The organism is Halomonas salipaludis (genome assembly GCF_002286975.1).
Taxonomy (GTDB): Bacteria; Pseudomonadota; Gammaproteobacteria; order Pseudomonadales; family Halomonadaceae; genus Franzmannia; species Franzmannia salipaludis.
On sequence record NZ_NSKB01000006.1, the window covers coordinates 417,464 to 444,098 of the forward strand.

Here is a 26,635-nt window from a genome sequence, read left to right on the forward strand (position 1 = left end):
CAGGTTTGGACTGGCATTACATCCACTCATATTACGGACAGAATCACAGCCTATGAGCGAGTCGGAAAAGACCACCGCACCGGCCCAGAACCGCAAGCCCAAGCGTCGTCGCCGCAAGCCGCGCAAGTCGCAATCCAACTGGGATCTGCGTCAGTTCCAGGTCCCGCCGGTGGCGGGCAAGTGGCGCTTCCACGACTTCGATCTGCCGCTGCCGTTGATGCGTGCGATCCATGCCCAGGGCTTCGAGTACTGCACGCCGATCCAGGCCGAGGCGCTGGCCCAGACCCTGCTCGGCGGCGACATCGTCGGCAAGGCCCAGACCGGTACCGGCAAGACCGCGGCGTTTCTGATGTCGATGCTGGCCTACTTCCTCGAGGAGGAGGCGCCCAACGCCCAGAAGCCCGGCGCACCGCGGGCGTTGATCATCGCGCCGACGCGCGAGCTGGCGCTGCAGATCGAGAAGGATGCCAAGGCGCTGGCGCGCTTCACCCAGCTCAACGTGGCAAGCGTGGTCGGCGGCATGGACTACCAGAAGCAGCGCGACAGCCTGGGCAAGAACCTGGATATCCTGGTGGCGACGCCGGGGCGGCTGCTCGATTTCCACGAGAAGCGCGACGTCGACCTGACTCAGGTCGAGGTGCTGGTGCTCGACGAAGCGGATCGCATGCTGTCGATGGGCTTCATCCCCGACGTCAAGCGCATCATTCGGCATACGCCCAAGAAGGAGGAGCGCCAGACCTTCCTGTTCTCGGCGACCTTCACCGAAGACATCCTCAACCTGGCCAGCCAGTGGACCGAGAATCCGGCCCACGTCGAGATCGAAGTCACGGTGGAGAATGCCGCCGACATTGACCAGCGCGTCTATATGGTCGGTGACGACGACAAGCAGCGCCTGCTGATCAACCTGCTCAAGCAGGAGAGCTTCGAGCGGGTGATGGTGTTCGGCAATCGCCGCGACCTGGTGCGCAAGCTCGACGAGCTGCTTCGCAAGGCCGACATCAATGTGGCGATGCTGTCCGGCGATGTGCCCCAGGTGCAGCGCATCAAGACCCTCGAGCAGTTCCGCGAGGGCGAGGTACAGGTGCTGGTGGCCACCGACGTGGCCGGGCGCGGCATCCATATCGACGACGTCAGCCACGTGATCAACTACACCCTGCCGGAGGATCCGGAAGACTACGTGCACCGTATCGGCCGCACCGGCCGCGCTGGTGCCAAGGGTGTATCGATCAGCTTCGTCGGCGAAGAAGACGCCTTCTCATTGCCCGAGATCGAGCGCTATATCAACGACAAGCTACCCTGTGAGCACCCCCCTGAAGGGTTGCTGTAACGCCCAACAACTGCTGTACAGGGAATGCCTGGCGGTGGTGGCTTCGGAGCCGTCGACAGGTTTACGAGGAGGCGCTGTGAACCCTTCCATGGGCGCTACTTTTGCCATCCATGGCAAAAGACCTCCTCTCCAACCTGCCCCCGGCTCCCCTGCGATGGGCGGGGGACGATACGCTCAAGCCATTCCCCTCAAGTTCTCTAGAGAGTGAGGCCATGCTCGACGAGGCCCTGAAGGGCGATATCCAGACCGCCTATCGCCGCGTGCTCGAGGGGCTCGAGCTGACGCCGCGCTACGGCCAGCGGCTGATGATCGCCGAGATCGCCCGCACCCTGGCGGGCATCGAGGCCGACGATAGCGGCAAGCGGGTCAGCGATGAGCACGTCTGCGTGCTCGAGGCGGGCACCGGCACCGGCAAGACCCTGGCCTACCTGCTGGCGGCTCTACCGGTGGCCCAGGCGCGCGGCAAGCGACTGGTGATCTCCACTGCCACCGTGGCATTGCAGGAGCAGGTGCTGCATCAGGACCTGCCGGCGCTCAAGGCCCACAGTGGGCTGAGCTTCGACTATGCCCTGGCCAAGGGACGTGGCCGCTACCTGTGCGTGGCCAATCTCGAGAAGGCGCTCGACGGTGCCGAGGAGAACCCGACCCTGTCGATGTTCGAGCAGGCCATGGAGTCGCGCGACGGCGACGACTTCCATGCCCTGGTCAAGCAGTTGGCCGAGGCCTATGGCAGCGGCCGCTGGGCCGGCGACCGCGACAGCTGGCCGGAGACCATCGCCGATCCGCAGTGGCGGCGGCTGACCACCGACCATCGTCAGTGCACCAACCGTCGCTGCGGCCACTTCAACGCCTGTGCCTTCTTTCGTGCCCGCCGCCATCTCGACAGCGCCGACATCGTCGTCGCCAACCACGACCTGGTGCTGGCTGACCTGTCGCTGGGCGGCGGCATGGTGCTGCCCAAGCCCGCCGACTGCATCTATGTCTTCGACGAGGGCCACCATCTGCCGGACAAGGCGGTGGAGCACTTTACCCACCGCTTTGCCGTTAACGGCGCGCTGCGCTGGCTGAGAACGCTGAAGAAATCGCTTACCGAGCTGAATGCGGCACTCGCCGTGCAGCCGACCCTGGCGCGACTGCTGGCCGGTTTTCCCGAGGCGATCGCCGCTATCGAACCGCGGCTGGGCGAGGTCATGGCACTGGGCCATCAGCTCGCCCAGCTGCCCCAGGGCAGTGGCGACGAGAGCCGCCACCACCGTTTCGAGATGGGCCGTGCACCGCTGGCGCTGCGTGAGCAGGCCAGCGCCCTGGTGGTGGTGTTTGCCTCGCTGGCGCGCAACCTCGAGAGCATGGCCGATATCCTGCGCGAGAGCCTCGACCCGGACAAGCACACCGGGCTTCCCAAGGAGCAGGCCGAGCCCTGGCTGCCGCTGATTGCGCTGCTGCACGGTCGTGCGCTGGAGGCGCATGCGCTGTGGCTGGCATTCAGCGAGGAGGACGACCCGGCCGAGCCGCCGCGGGCGCGCTGGCTGACCTTCGAGCCGGTAGCCGGCGAGCCTGAGCTGGTCTATTCGGCGAGCCCGGTCTCCGCCGCCCATACCCTGGCGCGGACGCTGTGGGGCAGCTGCTACGGGGCGGTGGTGACCTCGGCAACGCTCACCGCGCTGGGCCGGTTCGAGCGCCTGCAGGAGCGCGCCGGGCTGGCCAATCGCTACCGCTACCAGCGCCTGCCGAGCCCCTTCGACTACTCCCGGGCGGTGCTTAGCGTGCCGCGCGAGGCGGTCGATCCCGGCAACCGCGAGGCCCACGAGCGGGCCATCGTCGACTTCGTCGCGGCACTGGACAGCCGTGAAGCCGTGCTGATGCTGTTTTCGTCGCGGGCTCAGCTGCGCGCGGTGGAGAAGGCGCTGCCCAAGGCGCTCGGCGAGCGCGTGCTGGCCCAGGACCGGCTGCCCAAGCGCGAGCTGATCGAGCGCCATCGGGCGCGGGTCGACGCCAGGCAGGGCAGTATCATCTTCGGCCTGGCGAGCTTCGCCGAGGGCATCGATCTGCCCGGCGACTACCTGACTCACGTGGTGATCACCCGGCTGCCGTTCTCGGTGCCCGACGACCCGGTGGGCGCGACGCTGGCCGAGTGGATTGAGAGCCGCGGCGGCAATCCCTTCATGCGCATCAGCGTACCCGACGCCTCGATCAAGCTGGTCCAGGCCTGCGGGCGGCTGATCCGCAAGGAGCAGGATAGCGGGCGTATCACGCTGCTCGACCGCCGGGTGCTGACGCGCCGCTACGGTCGCGCGCTGCTCGATGCGCTGCCACCCTTCAGTCGCGAGATCGACGGCGTGGCGCAGCTGCCCTGAGCCGTCGGGCCGTCTTCAGTGCCATGCTGAGTGCTGTCGCAAGCGCACTGCGCCCGCCGAGTGGCGGGCGCAGTGTGGTTGCAGGGGGCTGGGCTCAGGCGGCCTGGATGCGCGCCGCGAGTACCGGCTTGAGCTTGTCGTGCATCGCCGTGAAGGCCTCGACGGTTGCATCCCAGTCGATGCAGGCGTCGGTGACCGACACGCCGTACTTGAGCTGGCTGTGATCCTCGGGAATCTTCTGGTTGCCCCAGCCGATATGCGACTCGACCATCAGGCCGATGATCGAGCGGTTGCCCTCGAGGATCTGGTTGGTGACGTTCTCCATCACCAGCGGCTGCAAGGCCGGATCCTTGTTGGAGTTGGCGTGCGAGCAGTCGACCATGATATTGGGCTTGATGCCGGCCTGGGTCAGCTCCTGCTCGGCCAGCGCCACGCTGACGCTGTCGTAGTTGGGCTTGCCGTTGCCGCCGCGCAGCACCACGTGACCGTAGGCGTTGCCGCGGGTGCGGATGATTGCCACCTGGCCGGCTTGGTCGATACCCAGGAAGTTGTGCGGATGGGCCACCGACTGCAGGGCGTTGACCGCCACGTCGAGGCTGCCGTCGGTGCCGTTCTTGAAGCCCACCGGGCACGACAGGCCGGAGGCCATCTCGCGGTGGGTCTGGGATTCGGTGGTGCGCGCACCGATCGCCGACCAGCTGATGCAGTCCTGGAGGTACTGCGGGGAGATCGGGTCGAGCGCCTCGGTGGCTAGCGGCAGGCCCATCTCGGCCAGCTCCACCAGTAGCCTGCGGGCGATATGCAGGCCTTCTTCGATCTCGAACGAGCCGTTGAGGTGGGGGTCGTTGATCAGTCCCTTCCAGCCCACCGTGGTGCGCGGCTTCTCGAAATAGACGCGCATCACGATGTACAGGCTATCCTTGACCTGGTCGGCCAGTCGGCGCAGGCGGCGGGCATAGTCTAGGGCGGCATCCACATCATGGATGGAGCATGGGCCGACCACCACCAGCAGGCGTGGGTCGCTGCCATCGAGGATGCGCTGAATGGTCTCGCGGCCCTCGACCACGGTGCGCTCGGCGCCTTCGGTCAGAGGAATTTCCTGCTTCAGTGCATCGGGAGAGATCAGGACGTCCTGGGCGAGGACGTTGAGGTTATTGACCTGCTGTTGTGACATGCCGCTACCTGTGACGTGATTCGCGCGTGAAATGGGGAAAATCCGTGCCACTACTATCGCCTGGCAGGGCCTGAAAAATCAACGCCGGCATGGAACTCCGGCGCACCGTTCCGGTCTGAGCGGGTCGTTGGTTGAGGTCGGTAGACCCTGCTTGATGGAATGCCAATAAACAGGAACACTTACGGGTAACCATCACACTTTGCCTGACAGGGCCCAGGTTAACGCCATGACTACCAGATTTGCTTATGTTGCCGCTGTGCTGGCACTGCCTGCTATGCCCGCCACGTTACTCTCCCGATCGGGGAGGGGTTGAATGGGCACGAGGGAAACCGACCAGCAACTCGTCGAGCGTGCCCAGCAGGGAGACAACCGGGCCTTCGATCTACTGGTAAAGAAATACCAGCACAAGATCATTGGCCTGATCGGACGCTACGTGCACGACCACGCCGAAGTGCATGACGTGGCCCAGGAGGCGTTCATCAAGGCCTACCGCGCGCTGGGCAAGTTCCGCGCCGAGAGCGCTTTCTACACCTGGATGTATCGCATCGCCATCAACACCGCCAAGAACCATCTGGTCTCGCGTGGGCGGCGCCCTCCGGGCAGCGATCTGGATATCGTCGATGCCGAGATCGTCGATCACAGCGGGCGGCTGTCGGATACCGAGACCCCCGAGGCGGCAATGGCGCGCGACCAGTTGGAGGCCGCCGTGTTCGAGGCCATCGAGAACCTGCCGGAGGATCTGCGCACCGCGATCACCCTGCGCGAACTCGACGGGCTCTCCTATGAAGACATTGCCAATGTCATGAACTGTCCGGTAGGCACGGTGCGCTCGCGGATTTTTCGCGCTCGTGAGGCGGTGGACAAGCACATCCAGCCGTTGGTGACCACATCGCGGACTCGAGACATGATCCATGAATGAGTTTTTCGTCTATGTCGCTGAACTGTTGGCGAGCGATGACGTCACAAGGATGGTCGCCGCTGGCGCTTCCCGGGGGCAATGGTGTGACGGGCAGTGCTGCAGCCGATGCCCGGTCACGTCAGTCGGGTAGCGGCATGACCGTTGCCATATGGCATCAGGATTCTAATGACCAATGGGCGTCAGGCCCTGTCGAGGATGAGGGTGTAAGTAATGAATCAACAGGCACGAGAGTCATTGTCTGCCCTGATGGATGATGAGGGTGATGAGCTCGAACTGCGTCGCGTACTCAAGTCGCTTGACGGGCACAGCGACGATGCCGACGCCTGGCGTCGTTACCATCTGGCCCGCAGCCTCATGCAGCGCGATCGTGATGTCGATGTCAGCACCGACCTCTCGGCAGGCATCATGGCGAAGATTGCCGACGAGCCGTTGCCCGCCACCGACAAGTCGTTGGCGCGCAAGCGCAGCGGATTGTCGTTTACCGGTAGCGCGGCGATTGCCGCTGCCGTGTCGCTGATGGTGATCACCGGGGTACAGGTCTATCACGGAAGCGACGCTGGCAGTACCGCGAGCCAGCCAAGCCTGGCCGGCGGCAGTGGTGCTCAGGGCGCGGCCCAGGCGGTGCCTGCTACTGCCGGAGGTGCCGGTGCCTCGGTGTCACGCCCGTCGCTGGTCGACCTGCCGATGTTCCAGTCTCCCGCCCAGGGCGGTGGTGGCAACAGTGGCATCATGACCGTGGGGGCATCCGCCGAGATGCCGATGTTCATGGCGCCCAGTGCACGCCAGTCCCAGCGCGGCGACCAGGCGCAGGCACAGCTCCTCCAGTCCTATCTCGATCGTCACGCCGAGGGCGCGGCCTATCGTAGTGGCGACGCCTGGATGCCGCTGCTGCGCGCGTCGGGGCTCGAGACCCTGGGGCAGCGTTAATGAGGGCAGGGATGACCGCGTATTTCCGTCATCCGCTGCGCACTGCGCAGCAGCGTACTCCGCTACACACCTCCCTACGTCGCCATGTGTTGCTGGTAGCCGTGGCGATGCTCGGGCTGTCCGGGCCCGCCGCCGCTGAGCAACCCTCTGGCCAGGAAGCCCTTGCCGCTGCCTGGGACAGCGATGCCGGTTTCGACTGCTCGGTGCTGGATGGGGTGGCCGCGCCGGATTCGCCGGAAGGCTGGTTCGAGTTCAGCCTGTGGGCCAACCATTGCTATGTGTTTCACGCCAGAGCGGTACGCATCAGCAGTGAGGGCGCGCGCACCCTGGCGCTATCTCACGAGGTGAAGGATGGCGTCGAGCGTGAAGTGGCGCAGTTTCTCGACGGCCCGCCGCTGGTGTTCGAGCGCCGTGGGCGCATCGGTCGTGGTGGCTGGGCAGAGGAGGGCAGCGAGGTGCCCGCCTCGCCCACCGCGATCATGACCCATCTCAGCGATCACTACCGGCTGCAGCTCGACGGCAGCGAGCGCATTGCCGGGCGTAACGCCGTACGCCTGGACATCGAGCCGCTGGACAGCTTGCGCTACGGGCATCGGCTATGGCTCGACCGTGCCACCGCGCTACCGCTCAAGCAGCTACTCCTTGACGACAATGGCCGCGTGCTCGAGACCTTTCAGATCACTGAGCTCGAGAACGCCTATCTTCACGATGGCCACGTACGCCTCGACGAGTTGCGCCAGGCGCCACCGGATCCTTGGGCGCCGGGCTGGCTGCCGCCGGGCTTCGCGCCGCAGCCAGTATCCACCCGCAGCAGCGTTCACGATGATGCCGTGGGGCATCGCCTGTTCAGCGACGGGCTGTCGAGCCTTAGCCTGTTCGTCGAGCCCCTCGACGCCGACGGCCAGGTGCTGTCGCCAGGCATGCACCGCCTGGGCATCTCTTTCGCGGCGGTGCGCCATGCCGAGCTGGGCGGCCAGCCCATGCAGATCGTTGCCATGGGCGAGCTGCCGCCGCAGGTGCTGTTGCAGATCGTCGAGCAGGTCGAGTGGCAGCCTGAGCGGGTAGCGGGCGACGTTGACGATAGCGCCCAGGAGTCGACGCCATGATGCCCCCGAATTCCCCCGTACTGATTGTCCCAACGCCGTCGCAGGAGCGCCTTATGGAACGCACGACACGACATCTTTCACTGTGGTTACTACTGACCATCGCTGCCTTCGCCTGGCAGTCCGCCCAGGCCCGCAGTCTGCCTGATTTCACCGAGCTGGTGGAGGACGCCGCGCCGGCGGTGGTCAATATCGCCAGCACTCGCGTTGTGCCGTCGCGCAGCCAGCAGTTCGGCGGTCCGGGGGGGCAGGATATCCCCGAGATATTCCGCCACTTCTTCGGCGACCAGTTTCCGATCCCGCCTGGCCAGGGGCGTGGGCGCAGCCAGGAGCGCCATTCGCTGGGCTCGGGTTTCATCATCAGCGAAGATGGCTACATCCTGACCAATGCCCATGTGGTCGATGGCGCCGACGAGATCCTGGTGCGGCTCAACGATCGCCGTGAGCTGGAGGCCGAGCTGGTCGGCGCCGATAGCCAGACCGATGTGGCCCTGCTCAAGGTCGACGCCGAGGGTCTGCCGACCCTGACGCTGGGCAACTCCGATCATCTGCGGGTCGGCGAGTGGGTGGCCGCCATCGGCTCGCCGTTCGGCTTCGACCACTCGGTGACCGCAGGCATCGTCAGTGCCATCAACCGCACTCTGCCGCGGGATGCCTATGTGCCGTTCATCCAGACCGACGTGGCGATCAACCCCGGCAACTCCGGCGGGCCGCTGTTCAATCTCGGCGGCGAGGTGGTCGGCATCAACTCGCAGATATTCACCCGCAGCGGTGGCTTCATGGGCGTCTCGTTCGCGATCCCGATCAGCGTGGCGATGGATATCGCCGACCAGCTGCGCGATGACGGTCGGGTCAGCCGCGGCTGGCTGGGGGTGGTGATTCAGCCGGTATCGCGGGACTTGGCCGAGTCGTTCGGCATGGATAGCCCGAGCGGGGCGCTGATCGCCGATCTCGACCCGCAAGGCCCCGCCGCGCAAAGCGGCCTGCGCGCCGGCGACGTGATCATGCAGGTCGATGGCGAGGAGGTCGAGTCCTCGACCACGCTGCCGCGCCTGATCGGTCGGGTCAGCCCCGGTAACGACGTCGAGCTGACCCTGATGCGCGACGGCGAGCAGCGTTCCCAGGATGTCACCGTGGGTAGCTGGCCGGATGCCAATGGCGACGAGCCTGCCGCCGAGCAGGACGCCAGCGACCGCCAGACGCGCCTCGGGCTCAGCGTGGTCGAGCTCGATGCAGCCGAGCGTGAGCGCCTCGAGATTGAAGGTGGCGTCCAGGTTCGTGATGTAGATCCAGACGGTGCCGCTGCCGCGGCAGGCATCCGGCCCGGGGACGTGATCGTATCGCTGGATCAGCAGAGCATCGACTCGCCGCAGCGGCTGCTCGAGGTAGTCGAGGCCATCGACGGTGATCGCGCCGTGCCGCTACGTCTCTACCGCGACGGTCGCTCGCTGTTCGTGGCGCTGCGTCTCGACGCCAACGAGTAAAGCCAACGGCGACGCCAGCGCGGCTTCGCTGTTCCTGCCAGGCGCATGCCGGTACAATGAGCGCAATTTGCTCACCGGCATGCGCCTGCTGCCCTCCTGTCGACCCTCCCTATGTTGCGATAGCGGTCTCGATAGTGACGTCCTGGCGTAGGACGCCGATTCATTGAAAGGCAGAACTGACTCGATGGCCAACGACGTGTCCCACGATAAGCTCAAACATATCCGCAATTTCTCGATCATCGCCCACATCGACCACGGCAAGTCCACGCTCTCCGACCGCATCATCCAGATATGCGGCGGGCTGAGCGACCGTGAGCTCAAGGAGCAGGTGCTCGATTCGATGGATATCGAGCGCGAGCGGGGCATCACCATCAAGGCCCAATCGGTGACCCTCGACTACCACGCCGAGGACGGCAACACCTACCAGCTCAACTTCATCGATACCCCGGGGCACGTCGACTTCTCCTACGAGGTGTCGCGCTCGCTCTACGCCTGCGAGGGCGCGCTGCTGGTGGTCGATGCCGCCCAGGGCGTCGAGGCGCAGTCGGTGGCCAACTGCTATACCGCGGTGGAGCAGGGGCTCGAGGTGCTGCCGGTGCTCAACAAGATGGACCTGCCCCAGGCCGACCCCGACAAGGTGGCCCAGGAGATCGAGGAGATCATCGGCATTGATGCCACCGACGCCTGCCAGGTCTCGGCCAAGAGCGGTCTGGGCATGGAGGCGCTGCTCGAGCGTCTGGTGCGCGATATTCCGCCGCCCAAGGGCGACCCCGAGGCACCGCTGCAGGCGCTGATCGTCGATTCCTGGTTCGACAACTACCTGGGCGTGGTATCGCTGGTACGGCTGTTCGATGGCACCCTGAAGAAGGGCGAGAAGATTCGCATCAACTCGACCGGGCGCGACTGGCAGGTCAACGAGGTTGGGGTGTTCACGCCCCTGCGCCGCGAAACCGGCGTGCTGCGTGCCGGCGAAGTGGGCTTCGTGGTGGCCGGGATCAAGGAGATCCAGGGTGCCCCGGTGGGCGATACCATCACCCATACCAAGACCCCCGACGTGCCGCGCCTGCCCGGTTTTCAGAAGGTCAAGCCGCAGGTCTACGCCGGGATGTTCCCGGTCAGCGCCGACGACTACGAGGACTTTCGTGATGCCCTCGAGAAGCTGGCCCTCAACGACGCCTCGTTGGCCTACGAGCCGGAAAACTCCGACGCCCTGGGCTTTGGCTTCCGGGTCGGCTTCCTCGGCACCCTGCATATGGAGATCATCCAGGAGCGCCTCGAGCGCGAGTACGATCTCGATCTGCTGACCACCGCACCGACGGTGGTCTACGAGCTGGCCATGGACAACGGCGAGGTGAGCTACGTCTCCAACCCCTCCAAGCTGCCCGACATGGCCAACGTCGACGAGATGCGCGAGCCAGTCGTGCGTGCCAGTATCCTGGTGCCCCAGGAGTTCGTCGGCAACGTCATCGCCGAGTGCGAGCAGCGCCGCGGCACCCAGCTCGACATGCAGTTCCTGGGCAATCAGATCCAGCTCGTGTATGAACTGCCGATGTCCGAGGTGGTGATGGATTTCTTCGATCGCCTGAAGTCGATCTCCAAGGGCTATGCCTCGCTGGACTACAGTTTCGAGCGCTTCGAGGCGGCCAGGCTGGTGCGTCTCGACGTACTGATCAACGGCGACAAGGTCGATGCCCTGGCGGCGATCATCCATCGCGATCACGCCCACGGCCGCGGTAGATTGCTGGTCGAGAAGATGAAGGAGTTGATCCCGCGGCAGATGTTCGACGTGGCCATCCAGGCCGCCATCGGTGGTCAGGTGGTAGCGCGTTCCACGGTCAAGGCGCTGCGCAAGAACGTTACCGCCAAGTGCTACGGCGGCGACGTGTCCCGCAAGAAGAAGCTGCTGGAAAAGCAGAAGGCGGGCAAGAAACGCATGAAGCAGGTCGGCAGGGTGGAAATTCCCCAGGATGCCTTCCTCGCCGTGCTCAAGGTGAATGACTAGGGACGAGGATAGGCATGGATTTTTCGCTGTTGCTGGTGGTGGCCGTGGCGGTCACCGGTATGGTCTGGTTGCTGGATGCGGTGTGGTGGGGACGTGCACGCCGTGCGCGCCTGGCGGCGATGGAAGCCGGCAACGGCGAGCGCCTCGACGACGACTCGCGGCGCAAGCTGGCGCGTGAGCCGTGGCCGGTCGACTACTCGCGTTCGTTCTTCCCGGTGCTGCTGGTGGTGTTGGTGCTGAGGAGCTTCGTGGTCGAGCCGTTCCAGATCCCCTCGGGCTCGATGCGCCCGACCCTGGAAGTGGGCGATTTCATCCTCGTCAACAAGTTCACCTATGGCTTGCGCCTGCCGGTGATCAATACCCGCCTGGTCGAGATGAACGACCCGGAGCGCGGCGATGTGATGGTGTTTCGCTTCCCTCAGGAGCCGTCGGTCAACTTCATCAAGCGCGTGGTAGGGCTGCCCGGCGACCGCATTCGCTACGAAGGCAAGCAGCTCTACGTCAACGGCGAGGCAGTACCGAGTAGCCTGCTGGAGGCCGATCCCCGCGATCAGCCCGGCGAGCAGCTGCTCGAGGAGCTGCTCGGTGACCAGGCCCACCAGATCTACAACAATCCCCGCGACCCCGGTCCGCAGATGCGCGAGCTGGAGGTGCCGGAGGGCCACTATTTCACCATGGGCGACAACCGCGACCACTCCAACGACAGTCGCTACTGGGGCTTCGTGCCCGAAGAGAACATCGTCGGTCAGGCATTTGCGGTATGGATGCACTGGGACGGCGGGCTGCCCAGCTTCGGCTCGGTACGCCGCATTCACTGACGCCACGCCTTGGCTGGCTCAAGCGATACGGCCTGATGCATGGCGAAATGCCGTGCATCGGGCTATTCATTTAATCAGGACACAACAAAGAGCAGGAGTTTCGTGAGTAACCCCTTGAATGGTTTCAGCCGTCGGGTCGGCCATGCGTTCGCCGACATCGGCCTGCTGGAGCTGGCCATGACCCACCGCAGTTTTGGCGGGCAGAACAATGAGCGCCTCGAGTTTCTCGGCGACTCGATCGTCAACTTCGTGATCGCCGAGGCACTGTTCCGGCGCTTCCCGGATGCCCGCGAGGGGCAGCTGTCGCGGCTGCGCGCCCAGCTGGTCAAGGGCCAGACCCTGGCCGAGCTGGCGCGTGAGTTCGATCTCGGCGAATGCCTGCGGCTCGGCTCAGGCGAGATGAAGAGTGGCGGCCACCGGCGCGACTCGATCCTCGCCGATGCCGTCGAGGCGGTGATCGGCGCCATCTACCTGGATGCCGGCATGGACGTGGCCAAGGCCCGAGTGCTGTCGTGGTACGCCCAGCGCCTCGAGGCCATCGACCTGCAGGATACCCAGAAAGACCCCAAGACCCGGCTGCAGGAGTTCCTGCAGTCGCGGCAGTCGCCGCTGCCGCGCTATGAGGTGCTCTCGGTGGAGGGCGAGGCTCACGCCCAGACCTTCACCATCGAATGTCAGGTCGAGATGCTCGAGGCCGCTACCGTCGGCGTCGGCTCGAGCCGACGCCATGCCGAGCAGCAGGCCGCCGAAAAGGCGCTGGCGCTGCTCGAACCGCGAGGAGGGCGAGCATGACCCAGCGCTGTGGATTCGTGGCCATCGTCGGCCGCCCCAACGTCGGCAAGTCGACGCTGATGAACCGTATCCTCGGACAGAAGATTTCCATCACCTCGCGGCGTCCGCAGACCACGCGTCACCAGGTGATGGGCATCAAGACCGAGGGCGACGACCAGGTCATCTATGTCGATACCCCCGGCATGCACATCATGTCCAAGGATCGCAACAAGGCGATCAACCGCTTCATGAACCAGGCCGCCAGCCAGGCGCTGCGCGACGTCGACTGCGTGGTCTTCATCGTCGACCGCACCCGCTGGATGCCCGAAGACCAGGTGGTGCTCGACAAGCTGACCCACGTCAAGGCGCCGGTGATCCTGGCGGTCAACAAGGTCGACTGGCTGGAGGACAAGGCGAGCCTGCTGCCGTGGCTCGAGGAGGTCGGCGCCAAGCGCGACTTCGCGGCGATCCTGCCGCTGTCGGCCAAGCATGGCAGCAACGTGCCGGAACTCGAGGTCGAGGTTGCCAAGCATCTGCCCGAGAGCATCCACTACTACCCCGACGACCAGGTCACCGATCGTACCCAGCGCTTCCTGGCCGCCGAACTGGTGCGCGAGAAGGTCATGCGCCAGCTCGGCGACGAGCTGCCGTATCAGATGACGGTGGAGATCGAGGAGTTTCGTGAGACCGATCGTGTCACCCATATCAGTGCACTGATCCTGGTCGAGCGTCAGGGCCAGAAGAAGATCCTGATCGGCGAGAACGGCGAGCGCATCAAAAGCATCGGCCGCGAGGCGCGCCTCGACATGGAGCGTGCACTGGGTGGCAAGGTGATGCTCAACCTGTGGGTCAAGGTCAAGCGCGGCTGGTCGGACGACGAGCGCGCGCTCAAGAGCTTGGGCTACCACCTGGACTGAGTCGCGTGCTCGCCCGGCGTTGCCCAAGGACCGATCATGCAGCCCGAACCCGCCTTCCTGCTCCATAAGCGGCCGTACCGTGAGACCAGTGCGCTGGTCGATCTGCTGACGCTGGATCATGGTCGGGTCAGGGCGGTGGCCCAGGGCGTACAGCGTCCCGGCAGCCGTTCGCGGGGGCGCCTGCAGCCGTTCGCGCCGCTGCACGTGACCTGGGTCGGCAGCGGCGAGCTCAAGCGCCTGCGGCTGATGGAGAGCACCGGCAGCGCGGCGCTGCTGGCCGGAGAAGGCCTGCTGTGCGGGCTGTATGCCAACGAGCTGCTGGCCCGGGTGCTGCCTCTGGAACTGCCGGGGCGCGAGGTGTTCGCCTTCTACAGTGCCACCCTCGAGGCCTTGCCACGGCCGGAGGCGCGTGCCGGCGCGCTGCGCCGCCTGGAATTGGCGCTGCTCGAGCTGCTCGACGCCGAACCGCTGTTCCGCGACCTGGGGAACCACCAGCTCGACCCCCAGCGTCGCTACGTCTATCGCGCCGAGGCGCGTGCCTTCGAGGCGCTGCCGGCAGGGGCCACGCAGGGGCTCGACGGTCGTACCCTGCGCCTGCTGGCCAGCGGCCAGTGGCAGGCCGCGGGGCTTGCCGGCCCTGCCAAGGCGGTGACCCGTGCGGCGCTGGCGCCGCTGTTGGGTAGCCGGCCGCTGCGCTCGCGGGAGCTGATGCGTCAGCTCGCCGACAAGCGGTTGCGTCGCGAGCGGTAAGCTTGAAACCGCAAGCCAACCCCTAGATTCTTACGACTCTCGACTCCTGGAGACTCCACCATGCATGCGCCCCGTATCCAGCTCGGCGTCAATATCGATCATATCGCCACCCTGCGCCAGGCTCGCGGCACCCGCTACCCTGACCCTGTCCAGGCCGCTCTGCTGGCCGAAGAGGCCGGCGCCGACGGCATCACCGTTCACCTGCGCGAGGATCGCCGGCATATCCAGGAGCGCGACGTGCGGCTGCTGGCCGAGACCCTCAATACCCGCATGAACCTCGAGATGGCGGTCACCGAGGCGATGATGCGTCTGGCCGAGGAGATACGCCCGGCACATGTGTGCCTGGTGCCGGAGAAACGCGAGGAGCTGACCACCGAGGGCGGATTGGACGTGGTCGGCGGCTTCGCGGCGGTACAGGCCGCCTGCCGGCGGCTGGCGGCGGCAGGCTGCGAGGTGTCGCTGTTCATCGATCCCGACCCGGCCCAGATCGAGGCCGCGGTACGCGCCGGCGCGCCGGTCATCGAGCTGCATACCGGCGCTTACGCCGAGGCCGTCGGCCAGGCGGCGCGAGACGAGCATGCGCGGATCGCCGTGGCGGCCGAGATGGCCCTCGACCTGGGGCTGACCGTCAACGCCGGGCACGGCCTGCACTACCATAACGTCGAGGCCATCGCCGCGATTGGCGGCATCCACGAGCTCAATATCGGTCATGCGATCATCGCCCGGGCGCTGTTCGTGGGGCTCAAGGAGGCGGTGGCCGAGATGAAGCGGCTGGTGATCGCCGGCCAGGAAGCCGGGCTGCTGGCGGCGCTCGAGGAGCATGACCATGACCACGAGCATGGCTGAGCTGCGATGATCCTGGGGATCGGTAACGACCTGGCGCGCATCGACCGCTTTACGGCGGGCATGGCGCGCCACGGCGAGCGCTTCGCACAGCGCCTGCTGGGGCCAAGCGAGCTGGCCCGCTTTCACCACCACCCTCAGCCGGCCGCGTTTCTCGCCAAGCGCTTCGCCGCCAAGGAGGCGTTCCTCAAGGCGCTGGGTACCGGGCTGCGCCACGGCATGCGCTGGACCGAGATCGAGGTGGTCAACGACACTCTCGGCCGGCCCTCGCTGTCATTGGCCGGGCGTGCCCGCGAGCAGGCCCAGGCCGCCGGGGTGGTGACGCTTCACCTGTCGCTGTCGGACGATGACGGACTGGCACTGGCCTTCGTGGTGCTCGAAGGCTGAGCGGAGGGGGCGTGCTGTCGACGCCAGTCGGCGAGGCGGGCCATGGCCGCATAGAGGTCGTCCAGCAGCGGCGCCACGCCGTTCAGACCGCGGCTGCGCAGGCGCGTCTCGAGGGTTTCGGCGAGCAGCGCCAGCTGCGGCACACCGCAGTAGCGGCAGGCGCCGTTGAGGGCGTGGATGGCATCCAGGAAGGCCTCTTCGTCGCCGGCTTGCCAGGCACTACGCAGGGCGGCTTCGCTGGCGTCGAGGCTGTCGACCAGTAGCAGCAGGGTGTCCCAGGCGAGCGCCTCGCGTCCGGCGGCCAGCTGGGTACCGAGGGGCAGGTCGACCACCGCCAGCTCGTCCTGGTCCGCCGGCGGTATTGCTTCGGCGTGGTGCTCGGCGATGGTCAGTCGGCGCTTGAGCAGGTCGAGCAGCGCAGCATGATCGACCGGTTTGATCAGCACCTCCTGCAGGCCACTGCTCAGCAGCCGCTGGCGCTCTTCCTGCATGGCATGGGCGGTGACCGCAATCACCGGGCACTGCCGCCAGCGCTCGTCGAGGTGCCGCAGTGCCTGGGTGGTGGCAATGCCGTCCATGCCCGGCAGGCGAATATCCATCAGCACCATATCGAAGTGCTGGCCCTGCGCCAGCGCCAGCGCTTCCTCGCCGCTGGCGGCCAACTGGGCGTCGAGCCCGAGATCCTCGAGCATGGCTTCCAGCAGCAAGCGGTTGGCGCTGTTGTCATCGACCACCAGCAGCTGTGACGGGCACGGTTCGGGAGCCGGCGCGGGCAGTGCCTGGGGCGTGATCAGGCGCTCGATGCTAGATGCCAGCACCCGGCGTGACAGCGGCCGACTGAGCAGCTCGCCGCCATGCGGCAGGTGCAGGTCGGGAAGTTCCAGCGGGCCGGCCTGGACCAGCAGGATGCACGGGCAGTGGCAAGCGTTGAGGCAGGCCTGCCAGCTTGCCAGGCGCGCCGGCACCAGATCCTCGTGGGCCAGCCCGGCAATCAGCAGGTCGGGTGCACTGTCGGCATCCAGCGTGACCAGCTCGGCGCCCCACTGCTCGAGCAGGTGGGCGAGAGCATGGCGGGTCGCCGGATGGGGCTCGTCGAAGGCGACGCGCAGGCCGCCGAGGGCCAGCTCCGGGGGCCGGGGGGCGAGCCGCTGGGCCTCGAGCGGCAGCGTAAAGGTGAAGGTCGAGCCGTGGCCAAGTTCGCTCTCGACGCCGATCTCGCCGCCCATCTGTTCGACCAGCTGGCGGCTGATCATCAAGCCCAGGCCGGTGCCGCCATAGTGCCGGCTGTCGCTGGCGCTGGCCTGGCTGAAGGCCTGGAACAGTCGCTGGCAGGCGCTCTCGCTGAGGCCGATGCCGGTATCGCTAACACTGATCCTGAGGGTCACCCGCTGGTTGTCGCTGTCGTCGAGCATCACCCTGACGATCACCTCGCCGCGCTGGGTGAACTTGATGGCGTTGTGGACCAGGTTGGTGAGCACCTGTTTGATGCGCAGCGGGTCGCCCTGCAGCTGTTCGGGCACGTCGTCGTAGACCAGCCCCAGCAGGTGCAACTGCTTGTGGTGAGCCTGGGGGCCCTGCAGGCCGAGCACCTCGTCGACCAACGCCTGGGCATCGAGGTTGACGCACTCGAGCTCCATCTTGCCGGCCTCGAGCTTGGAGAAATCGAGGATGTCGTTGATCAGTGCCAGCAGGCTATCCGAGGCCTTGCTGACGTGGTCGAGCCACTCGCGCTGGCGCGTGTCGAGGGGGGAGCGCGACAGCAACTGGCAGAAGCCGATGATGCCGTTGAGCGGGGTGCGGATCTCATGGCTCATGTTGGCCAGGAACTCCGACTTGATGCGATTGGCCTCGAGCGCCCGGCGGTGGGCCATATCGAGCTCGATGTTTTGAATCTCGATGGTCTCCATTGACTCCTGCAGATCGCGGGTGGTCTGGTCGATGTGCCGCTGCATGTCCTCGTGGGCGTTCTCGAGATGATCGGAGAGGGTGTTGACGCTGGCGGCCAACCGCCCCAGCTCGGGCGGGCCCTGGCGAGCCAGGCGCAGCTGGTAGTCACCGGCATTGAGGCGTCGCAGCAGTTCCTGCAGCTCCTCGATGGGGCGGTCGATGCGGCGATAGACGATATAGGTGAGCAGGAACAGCAGCAGTCCCGAGACCAGCCACACCAGTGCCGCCGCCGTCAGGTGGCGGTAGAAGGCGAGCGTCAGCGCGGTGGTGTCGACGCTGACATCCAGGTAGTAGTCTTCGCTTGCGTGCTCGAGGGGCAACACCAGCCGCCAGTCGCCGTCGCGCTCACCCAGCGGCGGGGCCGCGGCATAGTCGTCGAGCACCGGCTGCTGTTGCCCCAGCTCGAGGGTGGCGACACCGCCACCCTCGCGCAGGCTGACGGCGCGCACCTCGGGAATGTCCTGCAGGCGCTGGAGGAGGTTGGGCAGCCAGGTGTGATGGTGGTCGAGCAGGGCGTGTTCGAGGGAGGGGCGCAGCAGTTCGGCACTACCCAGGGTGCGCTGCTCCAGCGCCGCGCGGCGTATCTGGCTATCGTGCAGCAGGGCGAGCAGGGTCAGGGTCAGCATCAGTGCCAGCGGCACGACGACCGCCAACAACAGCAGTCGGGTTCTGATCGGCATGGCCTTGGATCCGCGCGGCAATCGGTGCCGGCATTATGCCACACCATGGGGCCATCCCTGTCACCCACCGACGGGCATGGATATAATCGACATATACCCGTTGAGAAGGACGCTTCGCATGCACTTCCCCACGCTCGAGGATGTGGTCGGCAACACGCCCCTGGTGCGCCTGAAACGCATTGCCGCAGGCCGCAACAATACCTTGCTGGCCAAGCTCGAAGGCAACAACCCGGCCGGCTCGGTGAAGGATCGCCCGGCGTTGTCGATGATTCAGCAGGCCGAGGCCCGCGGTGAGATTCATCCCGGCGACACCCTGGTCGAGGCGACATCGGGCAATACCGGCATTGCCCTGGCCATGGCCGCGGCGATCAAGGGCTACGGCATGACCCTGATCATGCCCGAAAGCGCCTCCAGCGAGCGTAAGCAGGCCATGGCAGCGTTCGGTGCCAAGCTGATCACGGTGTCGAAGGACGCCGGCATGGAAGGCGCCCGCGACCTCGCCGACACCATGATCGCCCGTGGCGAGGGCAAGGCGCTGGACCAGTTCGCCAACCCCGACAACCCCCTGGCGCACTTTCGTACCACCGGGCCGGAGCTGTGGCAGCAGACCCAGGGCAGCATTACCCACTTCGTCAGCTCGATGGGCACCACCGGCACCATCATGGGCGTCTCCGAGTACCTCAAGCAGCAGAATCCGGCGGTGCAGATCGTTGGCCTGCAGCCCGAGGATGGTGCCAGCATCGCCGGGATTCGCCGTTGGCCGGAGGCCTACCTGCCGCGCATCTTCGATGCCAGTCGGGTCGACCGGGTGCTGGACATCGGCCAGCATGAAGCCGAGGAGCACATGCGCCGCCTGGCTCGCGAGGAGGGTATCCTGGCCGGGGTCTCGTCGGGTGGCGCGCTGGCCGGCGCACTGCGCATCGCCGAGCAGGTCGAGAACGCGGTGATCGTGTTCATCGTCTGCGACCGCGGCGATCGCTACCTGTCCACCGGCCTCTACGCGCCGGAGGCCTGATGGCGATGCTCGGCAAGCGCCGCCGTGGGCGTCCGGCCTCGGGCACATCGGGACTGCGCCAGCGCGACCCGGCGCCGGGTCGCGACATCAGCGCCGCCGATGACAGCCTGGTGATCGAGCGCCTGGCCCACGACGGCCGCGGCGTGGCCCATCGCGCCAATGGCAAGGCAGTCTTCGTCGACCGCGCGCTGCCCGGTGAGCGGCTCATGGCAGCGGTACATCGCCAGCGCAAGCGCTATGACGAAGCCCATGTGCGTGAGCTGCTCGAGGCCTCCCCTCGACGCGTTGCGCCGGCCTGCCCACACTTCGGCCAGTGCGGCGGCTGCGACCTGCAGCACCTCGATCAAGCCGGGCAGCGCCAGCACAAGCTGGCGGTGCTCGGTGAGCACCTGGCGCGTGAGGGGCTGACCCTGCCGGCGGATCCCGCGGTACTCGCCGCGCACGGCCACGGCTATCGACGGCGGGCACGACTCGGTGTCAAGGTCGACGCCCAGGGCGCGATCCATCTAGGTTTTCGCACCAAGGGTAGCCACCACCTGCTCGATATCGAGCAGTGCACCATTCTGGTACCGCGGCTGGCGGCGCTACTGGCACCGCTGCACCGCCAACTGGCGGCCCTGGAGGCGCCGCGCCATGTCGGACACATCGAGCTCATCGACAGCGACGCGGGCGCCACCCTGGTAGTGCGTCAGCTGCGCGAGCAGGCTGGCGACCGCGTGCGCTGGCAGGCCTTTGCCGACGGCCAGGGCGTCAGCCTGGCGTGGTGGCTGGGGCGCGACGAGGCGCAGCTGGAGTGGCTAAGCCCAGCGCCCGATCTGCACTATTGTGTCACTGCCGATGGGCGCAGCCTGACGTTCGGCTTCGCGCCCGGCGACTTCGTGCAGGTCAATGCCACGGTCAACCAGCAACTGATCGATACCGCGCTGGCATGGCTCGCGCCCGATGCTGCGGCACGTATCCTCGACCTCTACGCGGGGGTGGGTAACCTGAGCCTGGCGCTGGCCGGCCGCGGCGGCGAGGTGCTAGGCGTGGAGGGCAACCCAGCGATGGTCGAACGCCTCGCCGCCAACGCCCGGCGCAATGACCTGGTGAATGTCGAGGCGCGCCAGGCCGACCTCGCCCAGCCCGCCGCGGTACGCGAGGTGCTGGCCTGGGCGCCGAGCCTGGTACTGCTCGACCCGCCCCGCGAGGGCGCCGAGGCGGCCTGTACGCAGCTGGCGGCAAGCGCGGTGCCTCAGGTGCTGTATATCGCCTGCGACCCGGCCACTCTGGCGCGGGATGCGGCACGCCTTGTGCAAGGCGGTTATCGAATACGTCGCGCGGCCGTGGCCGACATGTTCGCGCAGACCGCTCATCTGGAAGCCATGCTGCTGTTCGAACGCGGCGGATGAGCCACCCAACGAGAGGAACGCAACCCCATGGTTAAGGTGCGTGAAGACCAGCCGCTGACCGCCGACGGGGCGGTCAACATACAACAATGGCTGGCACGCCTGCAGGAGGACGTCACTCTGCGTGACGAAGGCGAGATGCGTGAGGCCTGCGAGCTCGCCGATCATCTGGCCAGGCACGCCGAACGTCCGCACAAGGCGTGGCTGGCCGACGGCTCGAGCTTTCGCATGGGCCTGGAGATGGCCGATATTCTCGGCGAGCTCAAGCTCGACCAGGAAACGCTGGAAGCGGCAGTGCTATATCGCGCGGTGCGCGAGGGGCTGCTCAGCATCGAGGCGGTGGCCAAGCGCTTCGGCGGCGAGGTGGCCGGGCTGATCGACGGCGTGCTGCAGATGGCGGCGATCAGCCACCAGACGCCGAGCCACGGCATGACCCAGCACGACCAGCAGGACAACCTGCGCAAGATGCTGGTGACCATGATCGACGACGTGCGCGTGGCGCTGATCAAGATCGCCGAGCGCACCTGCGCGCTGCGCCAGGTCAAGGACGCCACCCGCGACAAGCGCCTGCGGGTGGCCCGTGAGGTGTTCGACATCTACGCGCCGCTGGCCCACCGGCTGGGCATCGGCCATCTCAAGTGGGAGCTCGAGGACCTCTCCTTCCGCTACCTGCACGAGGACGACTACAAGTCGATCGCCAAGCAGCTGGCCGAGAAGCGCCTCGACCGCGACCGCTATATCCACGAGGTGGTCGAGACCCTCGAGGGGCTGCTCGAGGCCCAGGGCATTTCGCGCAGCCAGGTCGACGGCCGCGCCAAGCACATCTATTCGATCTGGCGCAAGATGAAGCGCAAGCGCATCGATTTCTCGCAGGTCTATGACGTGCGCGCGGTGCGTATTCTGGTGCCCGAGGTGGCCGACTGCTACACCGCGCTGGGTATCGTCCACTCGCGCTGGCACCATGTGCCCAACGAGTTCGACGACTATATCGCCAACCCCAAGAAGAACGGCTACCAGTCGCTGCACACCGCGGTGTTGGGACCCGAGAACAAGGTGTTGGAGATCCAGATTCGCACCTTCGCCATGCACGAGGAGGCTGAGCTCGGCGTGTGTGCCCACTGGCGCTACAAGGGCCACGACACCAACGCCAAGAGCCGCAGCTACGAAGAGAAGATCGCCTGGCTGCGTCAGGTGCTCGAGTGGCAGGACGAGGTCGGCGACTTTGGCGACCTGCGCGAGGGGCTCAACAGCGACGTGGCCCCGGACCGCATCTATGTGTTCACCCCCGACGGCCACGTCATCGACCTGCCCAAGGTCGCCACGCCCATCGACTTCGCCTACCGCGTGCATACCGAGATCGGCCACCGCTGTCGTGGCGCCAAGGTCAATGGGCGCATCGTGCCGCTCACCTACAAGCTCAAGACCGGCCAGCAGGTCGAGATCCTCACCGCCACCAAGGGCGGCCCGAGTCGCGACTGGATCAACCCCTCGCTGGGCTTCGTGCGCACCTCACGGGCGCGGGCCAAGATCCAGGCCTGGTTCAAGCAGCAGGCGCGCAGCCAGAACCTCGAAGAAGGCAAGGCGCTGTTCGACAAGGAGATGAAGCGCCTCGACGTCGAGGACATGGATCTCCTCACCCTGGCGCGCAAGGTCAACTACACCAGCGTCGAGGACATGTACGCCGCCCTTGGCGCCGGCGACCTGCGCATCGGCCAGGTGCTGCATCAGGCCCAGCAGCTGTTCGGCGAGTCGGATGACCAGGAGCAGCTCGATCGGTTGTTGGCCAAGCCACGCCGCGGGCCGACCAAGGGCGACGGTGATGCGATCACCGTGCTCGGGGTCGGCAACCTCAAGACCAGCATGGCCAACTGCTGCCACCCGGTGCCCGGCGAGGCGATCGTCGGTTTCATCACCCAGGGGCGCGGGGTCACCGTGCACCGCCAGGACTGCCCCAATATCCTGCAGCTGCGCCTCGACGAGCCGCAGCGGGTGATCGAGGTGGAGTGGGGCGAGCGCTCGCGTACGCAATACCCGGTGGACATCGAGATCGAGGCCTGGGATCGCTCCGGGCTGCTGCGCGACGTCACCGGGGTGCTCAGCAACGACCGCGTCAACGTGCTGTCGGTCAACACTCTGACCAACCAGGACGACGGCATCGCGCGGATGTCGATTACCGTCGAGGTCGACGGCCTGGAAACTCTGGGGCGGCTGTTCTCGCGCATTCAGCAACTGCCCAACGTGATCGACGTCAAGCGCCTGCGCAGCGGCGCCAAACCGCGCCACGGGCGCCAGCGGAGGCCCCAGTCATGAGCCAGTCACGCTATGATCTAGACGACCTGCTGAGCCTGATGGCGGTACTGCGCGACCCGCAGCAGGGCTGTCCCTGGGACCTCCAGCAGGATTGGGACAGCATCGTCCCGCATACCCTCGAAGAGGCCTACGAGGTCGCCGATGCCATCGAGCGGCGCGCCTTCGACGAGCTGCCCGGCGAACTCGGTGACCTACTGTTCCAGGTGGTCTACTACGCCCGCTTTGGCGCCGAGGAGGGGCGTTTCGACTTCCACGACGTGGTGCATACCCTGACCGCCAAGATGCTGCATCGGCATCCCCACGTCTTCCCCGATGGCAGCCTGGCATCGCGGCGACCTCCCGGAGTAAGCGCCGAGCAGGTGCAGACCCGCCAGGTCAACAGCCGCTGGGAGTCGCTCAAGGCCGAGGAGCGCGCCGCCCGCGCCGATGGCGTGGCAGGCGGCTCGGTGCTCGACGACGTGCCGCGCACGCTGCCGGCGCTGTCGCGGGCCGCCAAGCTCTCCAAGCGCGCCGCGCGGGTCGGCTTCGACTGGCCCGACAGCCGCGGCGTGATCGACAAGATCCGCGAGGAGCTGGCCGAGGTCGAGGCGGCGCTTGACGCCGGCGACCGCGACCACGCCACCGAAGAGGTCGGCGACCTGCTGTTTGCGGTGACCAATCTGGCGCGTACGCTGAAGGCCGACCCCGAGCAGTGCCTGCGCACCACCAATGCCAAGTTCGAGCGGCGCTTTCGCCACGTCGAGTCGGCCCTGGCCGCGCGCGGTCAGCAGCCGGCGTCGGTAACCCTCGACGAGATGGAGGCGCACTGGCAAGACGCCAAGCGCCGCGAAGCCACCCATGAATGCCACCAGGAGGGCGCTGCCCATGAGTGACGACCTACACGAATCGCTGCGTGATAACGTCCGCGTGCTGGGCGACAGCCTGGGGCGCACCATTGCCGACGACCAGGGCAGTGCCTTCGTCGACAAGATCGAGACCATTCGCGGCTTTGCCAAGCGCGGCCGTCAGGGCGACCAGCCCAGCCGCCGCGAGCTGATCGAGTTCCTGCGCAAGCTGCCCGACCGCGACCTACTGCCGGTGACTCGCGCCTTCAACCAGTTCCTCAACCTGGCCAATATCGCCGAGCAGCACTACCGTGCCCGCTATCGCCGCGTCGAGGACTACAAGCCGGGCTCACAGCCGGTGCTCGGCGAACTGCTGCGTCGCGCCCAGTCCGAGGGGCATGCGCCGCGGACGCTGGTCGAGACGCTGGCCGGAATGCGCGTCGAGCTGGTGCTCACCGCCCATCCCACCGAGGTGATCCGGCGCACCCTGATCCAGAAGTACGATGCCATCGACGACTGCCTGTCGGTGATCGAGTCGGCGAGTGACTATCCCGAGCAGTCGAGCCGCGCCCATGGCCGCCTCGAGGAGCTGATCAGTCAGGCCTGGCACACCGACGAGATCCGCCACGAGCGGCCGACGCCGGTGGACGAGGCCAAGTGGGGCTTTGCGGTGATCGAGAACTCGCTGTGGCAGGCGGTGCCGGATTTCCACCGCGACCTCGATAGCCTGCTACTCGAGACCGCCGGCGAGCGCCTGCCGCTGGATGCCGCACCGCTGCGCTTCGCCTCGTGGATGGGCGGCGACCGCGACGGCAATCCAAACGTCACCGCCAAGGTCACCCGCGAGGTACTGCTGTTGGGGCGCTGGATGGCCGCCGATCTCTATCTGCGCGACCTCGAGCAGCTCAAAGCCGAGCTGTCGATGTGGAAGGCCAACAGTGCCCTCAAGGCCGAGGTCGGCGACGAGGCCGAGCCCTATCGGGCGCTGCTCAAGCGCCTGACGGCGCGGGTCGAGGCGACCCGTGACTGGGCCAAGGCGTGCCTCGACGGGCGCAGCCACGAGGGCGGGCCGATCATCGAGACCCGCGATCAGCTCTACGCACCGCTGCTGGCTTGCTACCGCTCGCTGTGCGACGTCGGCCTCGACACCATCGCCAATGGCACCCTGCTGGATACCCTGCGCCGGGTGGCGGTGTTCGGCGTCACCTTGACCAAGCTCGACGTGCGCCAGGAAGCGAGCCGCCATAGGCAGGTCTTCGAGGAGCTCACCGACTTTCTCGAGCTGGGCCACTACCGCGAGTGGGACGAGCAGCAGCGCCAGGACTTCCTGCTCACCGAGTTGGAATCGCGGCGGCCGCTGATCCCGCGCCGCTGGGAGTGCTCCACCGAGACCCGCGAGGTGATCGATACCTTCCGCGTCATCGCCCGCGAGCAGCGCGAAGCGCTGGGCACCTACATCATCTCGATGGCCGCGCAGCCCTCCGACGTGCTGGCCGTGGCGCTATTGATGCAGGAGGTCGGCGGCGACGTGCGGCTGCCCATCGCGCCGCTGTTCGAAACCCTCGATGACCTCAATCGTGCCGGCAATGTGATCGATCGGCTGCTGGCGCTACCCGGCTATCGGCGCCTAGTGGGGGATAGCCAGGAGGTGATGATCGGCTACTCCGATTCGGCCAAGGATGCCGGTCAGCTGGCTGCTGCCTGGGCCCAGTATCGTGCCCAGGAGACCCTGGTCGAGGTGTGTGAGCAGCACGGCGTGGATCTGACCCTGTTCCACGGCCGCGGCGGCACCGTCGGTCGTGGCGGCGGCCCGGCCCACGCGGCGATCCTTTCCCAGCCGCCGGGCTCGGTGAACGGTAGCCTGCGGGTCACCGAGCAGGGCGAGATGATCCGTTTCAAGTTCGGCCAGCCGGAGATCGCGCTGCGCTCGATGGAGATCTACGCCTGTGCGGTGCTCGAGGCGACCCTGCTGCCGCCGCCGGCGCCCAAGCCCCACTGGCGCGAGGAGATGGACCGCTTGGCCGAGATCGCTCACCGCGGCTATGTCGGGGTGGTGCGCGAGGATCCCGACTTCGTGCCCTATTTCCGCGCGGTGACACCGGAGGGCGCGCTGGGGCGGTTGCCGCTGGGTTCACGCCCCACCAAGCGGCGCCAGGATGGTGGCGTCGAGACGCTGCGTGCGATCCCCTGGATCTTCGCCTGGACCCAGACCCGTCTGATGCTGCCGGCCTGGCTGGGCAGCGGCGATGCCTTCATCACTCGGCTGGAAGAGGAGGGCGGCCTCGAGCGGCTACGCGAGATGCGCCGCGAATGGCCATTCTTCGGCACCTACCTCGACATGCTCGAGATGCTGCTGGCCAAGGGCGATGTCGAGATCACTGCCTACTACGAGCGACGCCTGGTCGACGAACCGGCGCTGCTGGCGCTGGGCATGAACCTGCGCGAGCGCTTCACTCGGCTGCAGGGCGTGCTGCTGGAGATCCTCGATCAGCAAGCGCTGCTCGAGAACACCCCGCTGATCCGTCAGGCGATCGAGGTGCGCAATCCCTACATCGACCCGCTGCATGGCCTGCAGGCCGAGCTGCTGCAGCGCAACCGCGACGCCGACGGCGCGATCAGCCCCGAACTGTCGCGGGCGCTGATGGTGACCATGGCGGGGATCGCCGCCGGGCTGCGCAATACCGGCTAGGCCAGC

Annotated in this window: 20 protein-coding genes; 18 read left to right on the forward strand and 2 right to left on the reverse strand. The window is 66.6% G+C overall.

Features of this window, described 5'->3' with window-relative positions; all coding sequences use genetic code 11:
* The first annotated feature begins 52 nt into the window (after nt 1-52).
* Both rhlB and dinG read left to right on the forward strand, forming a co-directional pair.
* Complete coding sequence (gene rhlB, locus CK498_RS17635; RefSeq protein WP_095622153.1) at nt 53-1,327, forward strand: ATP-dependent RNA helicase RhlB; 1,275 nt, start codon at nt 53-55, stop codon at nt 1,325-1,327.
* Nucleotides 1,328-1,539: 212 nt separating this feature from the next.
* Nucleotides 1,540-3,681 carry an ATP-dependent DNA helicase DinG gene (gene dinG / locus CK498_RS17640; protein ID WP_095622154.1) on the forward strand — a complete coding sequence of 714 codons (2,142 nt, stop codon included), beginning with the start codon at nt 1,540-1,542 and terminating at the stop codon, nt 3,679-3,681.
* Nucleotides 3,682-3,775: 94 nt separating this feature from the next.
* Here the strand turns inward: dinG and CK498_RS17645 are convergent, their stop codons facing one another.
* A complete protein-coding gene (locus CK498_RS17645; protein WP_095622155.1) occupies nt 3,776-4,855 on the reverse strand; it encodes a 3-deoxy-7-phosphoheptulonate synthase in 1,080 nt (359 codons plus the stop codon).
* A gap of 313 nt (nt 4,856-5,168) precedes the next feature.
* Between CK498_RS17645 and rpoE the strand changes: the two genes are divergently transcribed.
* The 11 genes from rpoE to acpS all read left to right on the forward strand — a co-directional run bounded on the left by rpoE (nt 5,169) and on the right by acpS (nt 15,776).
* The gene (rpoE, locus tag CK498_RS17650) at nt 5,169-5,774 is read left to right on the forward strand and encodes an RNA polymerase sigma factor RpoE (protein WP_095622156.1); all 606 of its coding nucleotides are present in this window, start codon (nt 5,169-5,171) and stop codon (nt 5,772-5,774) included.
* A gap of 234 nt (nt 5,775-6,008) precedes the next feature.
* Nucleotides 6,009-6,701, forward strand: a complete 693-nt coding sequence (locus CK498_RS17655; protein ID WP_324615556.1) for a sigma-E factor negative regulatory protein — start codon at nt 6,009-6,011, stop codon at nt 6,699-6,701.
* An 11-nt stretch (nt 6,702-6,712) separates the two neighbouring features.
* Nucleotides 6,713-7,807 (forward strand): MucB/RseB C-terminal domain-containing protein, encoded by a 1,095-nt coding sequence (locus tag CK498_RS17660; protein WP_229359128.1) that lies wholly within the window; start codon nt 6,713-6,715, stop codon nt 7,805-7,807.
* A gap of 53 nt (nt 7,808-7,860) precedes the next feature.
* A complete protein-coding gene (locus CK498_RS17665) occupies nt 7,861-9,288 on the forward strand; it encodes a DegQ family serine endoprotease (RefSeq protein ID WP_095622158.1) in 1,428 nt (475 codons plus the stop codon).
* Between the two features lie 184 nt (nt 9,289-9,472).
* Complete coding sequence (gene lepA, locus CK498_RS17670) at nt 9,473-11,290, forward strand: translation elongation factor 4 (RefSeq protein WP_095622159.1); 1,818 nt, start codon at nt 9,473-9,475, stop codon at nt 11,288-11,290.
* 14 nt (nt 11,291-11,304) lie between these two features.
* On the forward strand, nt 11,305-12,108 hold the full coding sequence (lepB, locus tag CK498_RS17675) for a signal peptidase I (protein ID WP_095622160.1): 804 nt from the start codon (nt 11,305-11,307) through the stop codon (nt 12,106-12,108).
* Between the two features lie 102 nt (nt 12,109-12,210).
* Nucleotides 12,211-12,900, forward strand: a complete 690-nt coding sequence (gene rnc, locus CK498_RS17680; protein WP_095622161.1) for a ribonuclease III — start codon at nt 12,211-12,213, stop codon at nt 12,898-12,900.
* The gene (era, locus tag CK498_RS17685) at nt 12,897-13,796 is read left to right on the forward strand and encodes a GTPase Era (protein ID WP_095622162.1); all 900 of its coding nucleotides are present in this window, start codon (nt 12,897-12,899) and stop codon (nt 13,794-13,796) included. The genes rnc and era overlap by 4 nt, the downstream gene beginning before the upstream one ends.
* A gap of 36 nt (nt 13,797-13,832) precedes the next feature.
* Entirely contained in the window at nt 13,833-14,546 is a 714-nt protein-coding gene (recO, locus tag CK498_RS17690; protein WP_095622163.1) for a DNA repair protein RecO, read from the forward strand.
* Between the two features lie 60 nt (nt 14,547-14,606).
* Nucleotides 14,607-15,392, forward strand: a complete 786-nt coding sequence (gene pdxJ / locus CK498_RS17695) for a pyridoxine 5'-phosphate synthase (RefSeq protein WP_095622164.1) — start codon at nt 14,607-14,609, stop codon at nt 15,390-15,392.
* A gap of 6 nt (nt 15,393-15,398) precedes the next feature.
* Nucleotides 15,399-15,776, forward strand: a complete 378-nt coding sequence (gene acpS / locus CK498_RS17700) for a holo-ACP synthase (protein ID WP_095622165.1) — start codon at nt 15,399-15,401, stop codon at nt 15,774-15,776.
* Here acpS and CK498_RS17705 read toward each other — a convergent pair.
* Nucleotides 15,716-18,403: an ATP-binding protein gene (locus CK498_RS17705; protein WP_095622166.1), complete on the reverse strand. Its 2,688-nt coding sequence runs from the start codon at nt 18,401-18,403 to the stop codon at nt 15,716-15,718. The two genes, acpS and CK498_RS17705, sit on opposite strands and share 61 nt — an antisense overlap.
* Nucleotides 18,404-18,521: 118 nt before the next feature.
* Here CK498_RS17705 and cysM point away from each other — a divergent pair, with 118 nt between their 5' ends.
* Genes cysM through ppc form a run of 5 tightly spaced genes read left to right on the forward strand, consistent with a single transcriptional unit; the run spans nt 18,522 to nt 26,629 of the window.
* Nucleotides 18,522-19,418: a cysteine synthase CysM gene (gene cysM, locus CK498_RS17710; RefSeq protein ID WP_095622167.1), complete on the forward strand. Its 897-nt coding sequence runs from the start codon at nt 18,522-18,524 to the stop codon at nt 19,416-19,418.
* Nucleotides 19,418-20,809: a methyltransferase domain-containing protein gene (locus CK498_RS17715; RefSeq protein WP_095622168.1), complete on the forward strand. Its 1,392-nt coding sequence runs from the start codon at nt 19,418-19,420 to the stop codon at nt 20,807-20,809. The genes cysM and CK498_RS17715 overlap by 1 nt, the downstream gene beginning before the upstream one ends.
* Nucleotides 20,810-20,836: 27 nt before the next feature.
* On the forward strand, nt 20,837-23,116 hold the full coding sequence (relA, locus tag CK498_RS17720; protein ID WP_095622169.1) for a GTP diphosphokinase: 2,280 nt from the start codon (nt 20,837-20,839) through the stop codon (nt 23,114-23,116).
* On the forward strand, nt 23,113-23,988 hold the full coding sequence (gene mazG, locus CK498_RS17725; protein ID WP_095622170.1) for a nucleoside triphosphate pyrophosphohydrolase: 876 nt from the start codon (nt 23,113-23,115) through the stop codon (nt 23,986-23,988). The genes relA and mazG overlap by 4 nt, the downstream gene beginning before the upstream one ends.
* Nucleotides 23,981-26,629 carry a phosphoenolpyruvate carboxylase gene (ppc, locus tag CK498_RS17730; RefSeq protein ID WP_095622171.1) on the forward strand — a complete coding sequence of 883 codons (2,649 nt, stop codon included), beginning with the start codon at nt 23,981-23,983 and terminating at the stop codon, nt 26,627-26,629. The genes mazG and ppc overlap by 8 nt, the downstream gene beginning before the upstream one ends.
* The last annotated feature ends 6 nt before the right edge of the window (nt 26,630-26,635 follow it).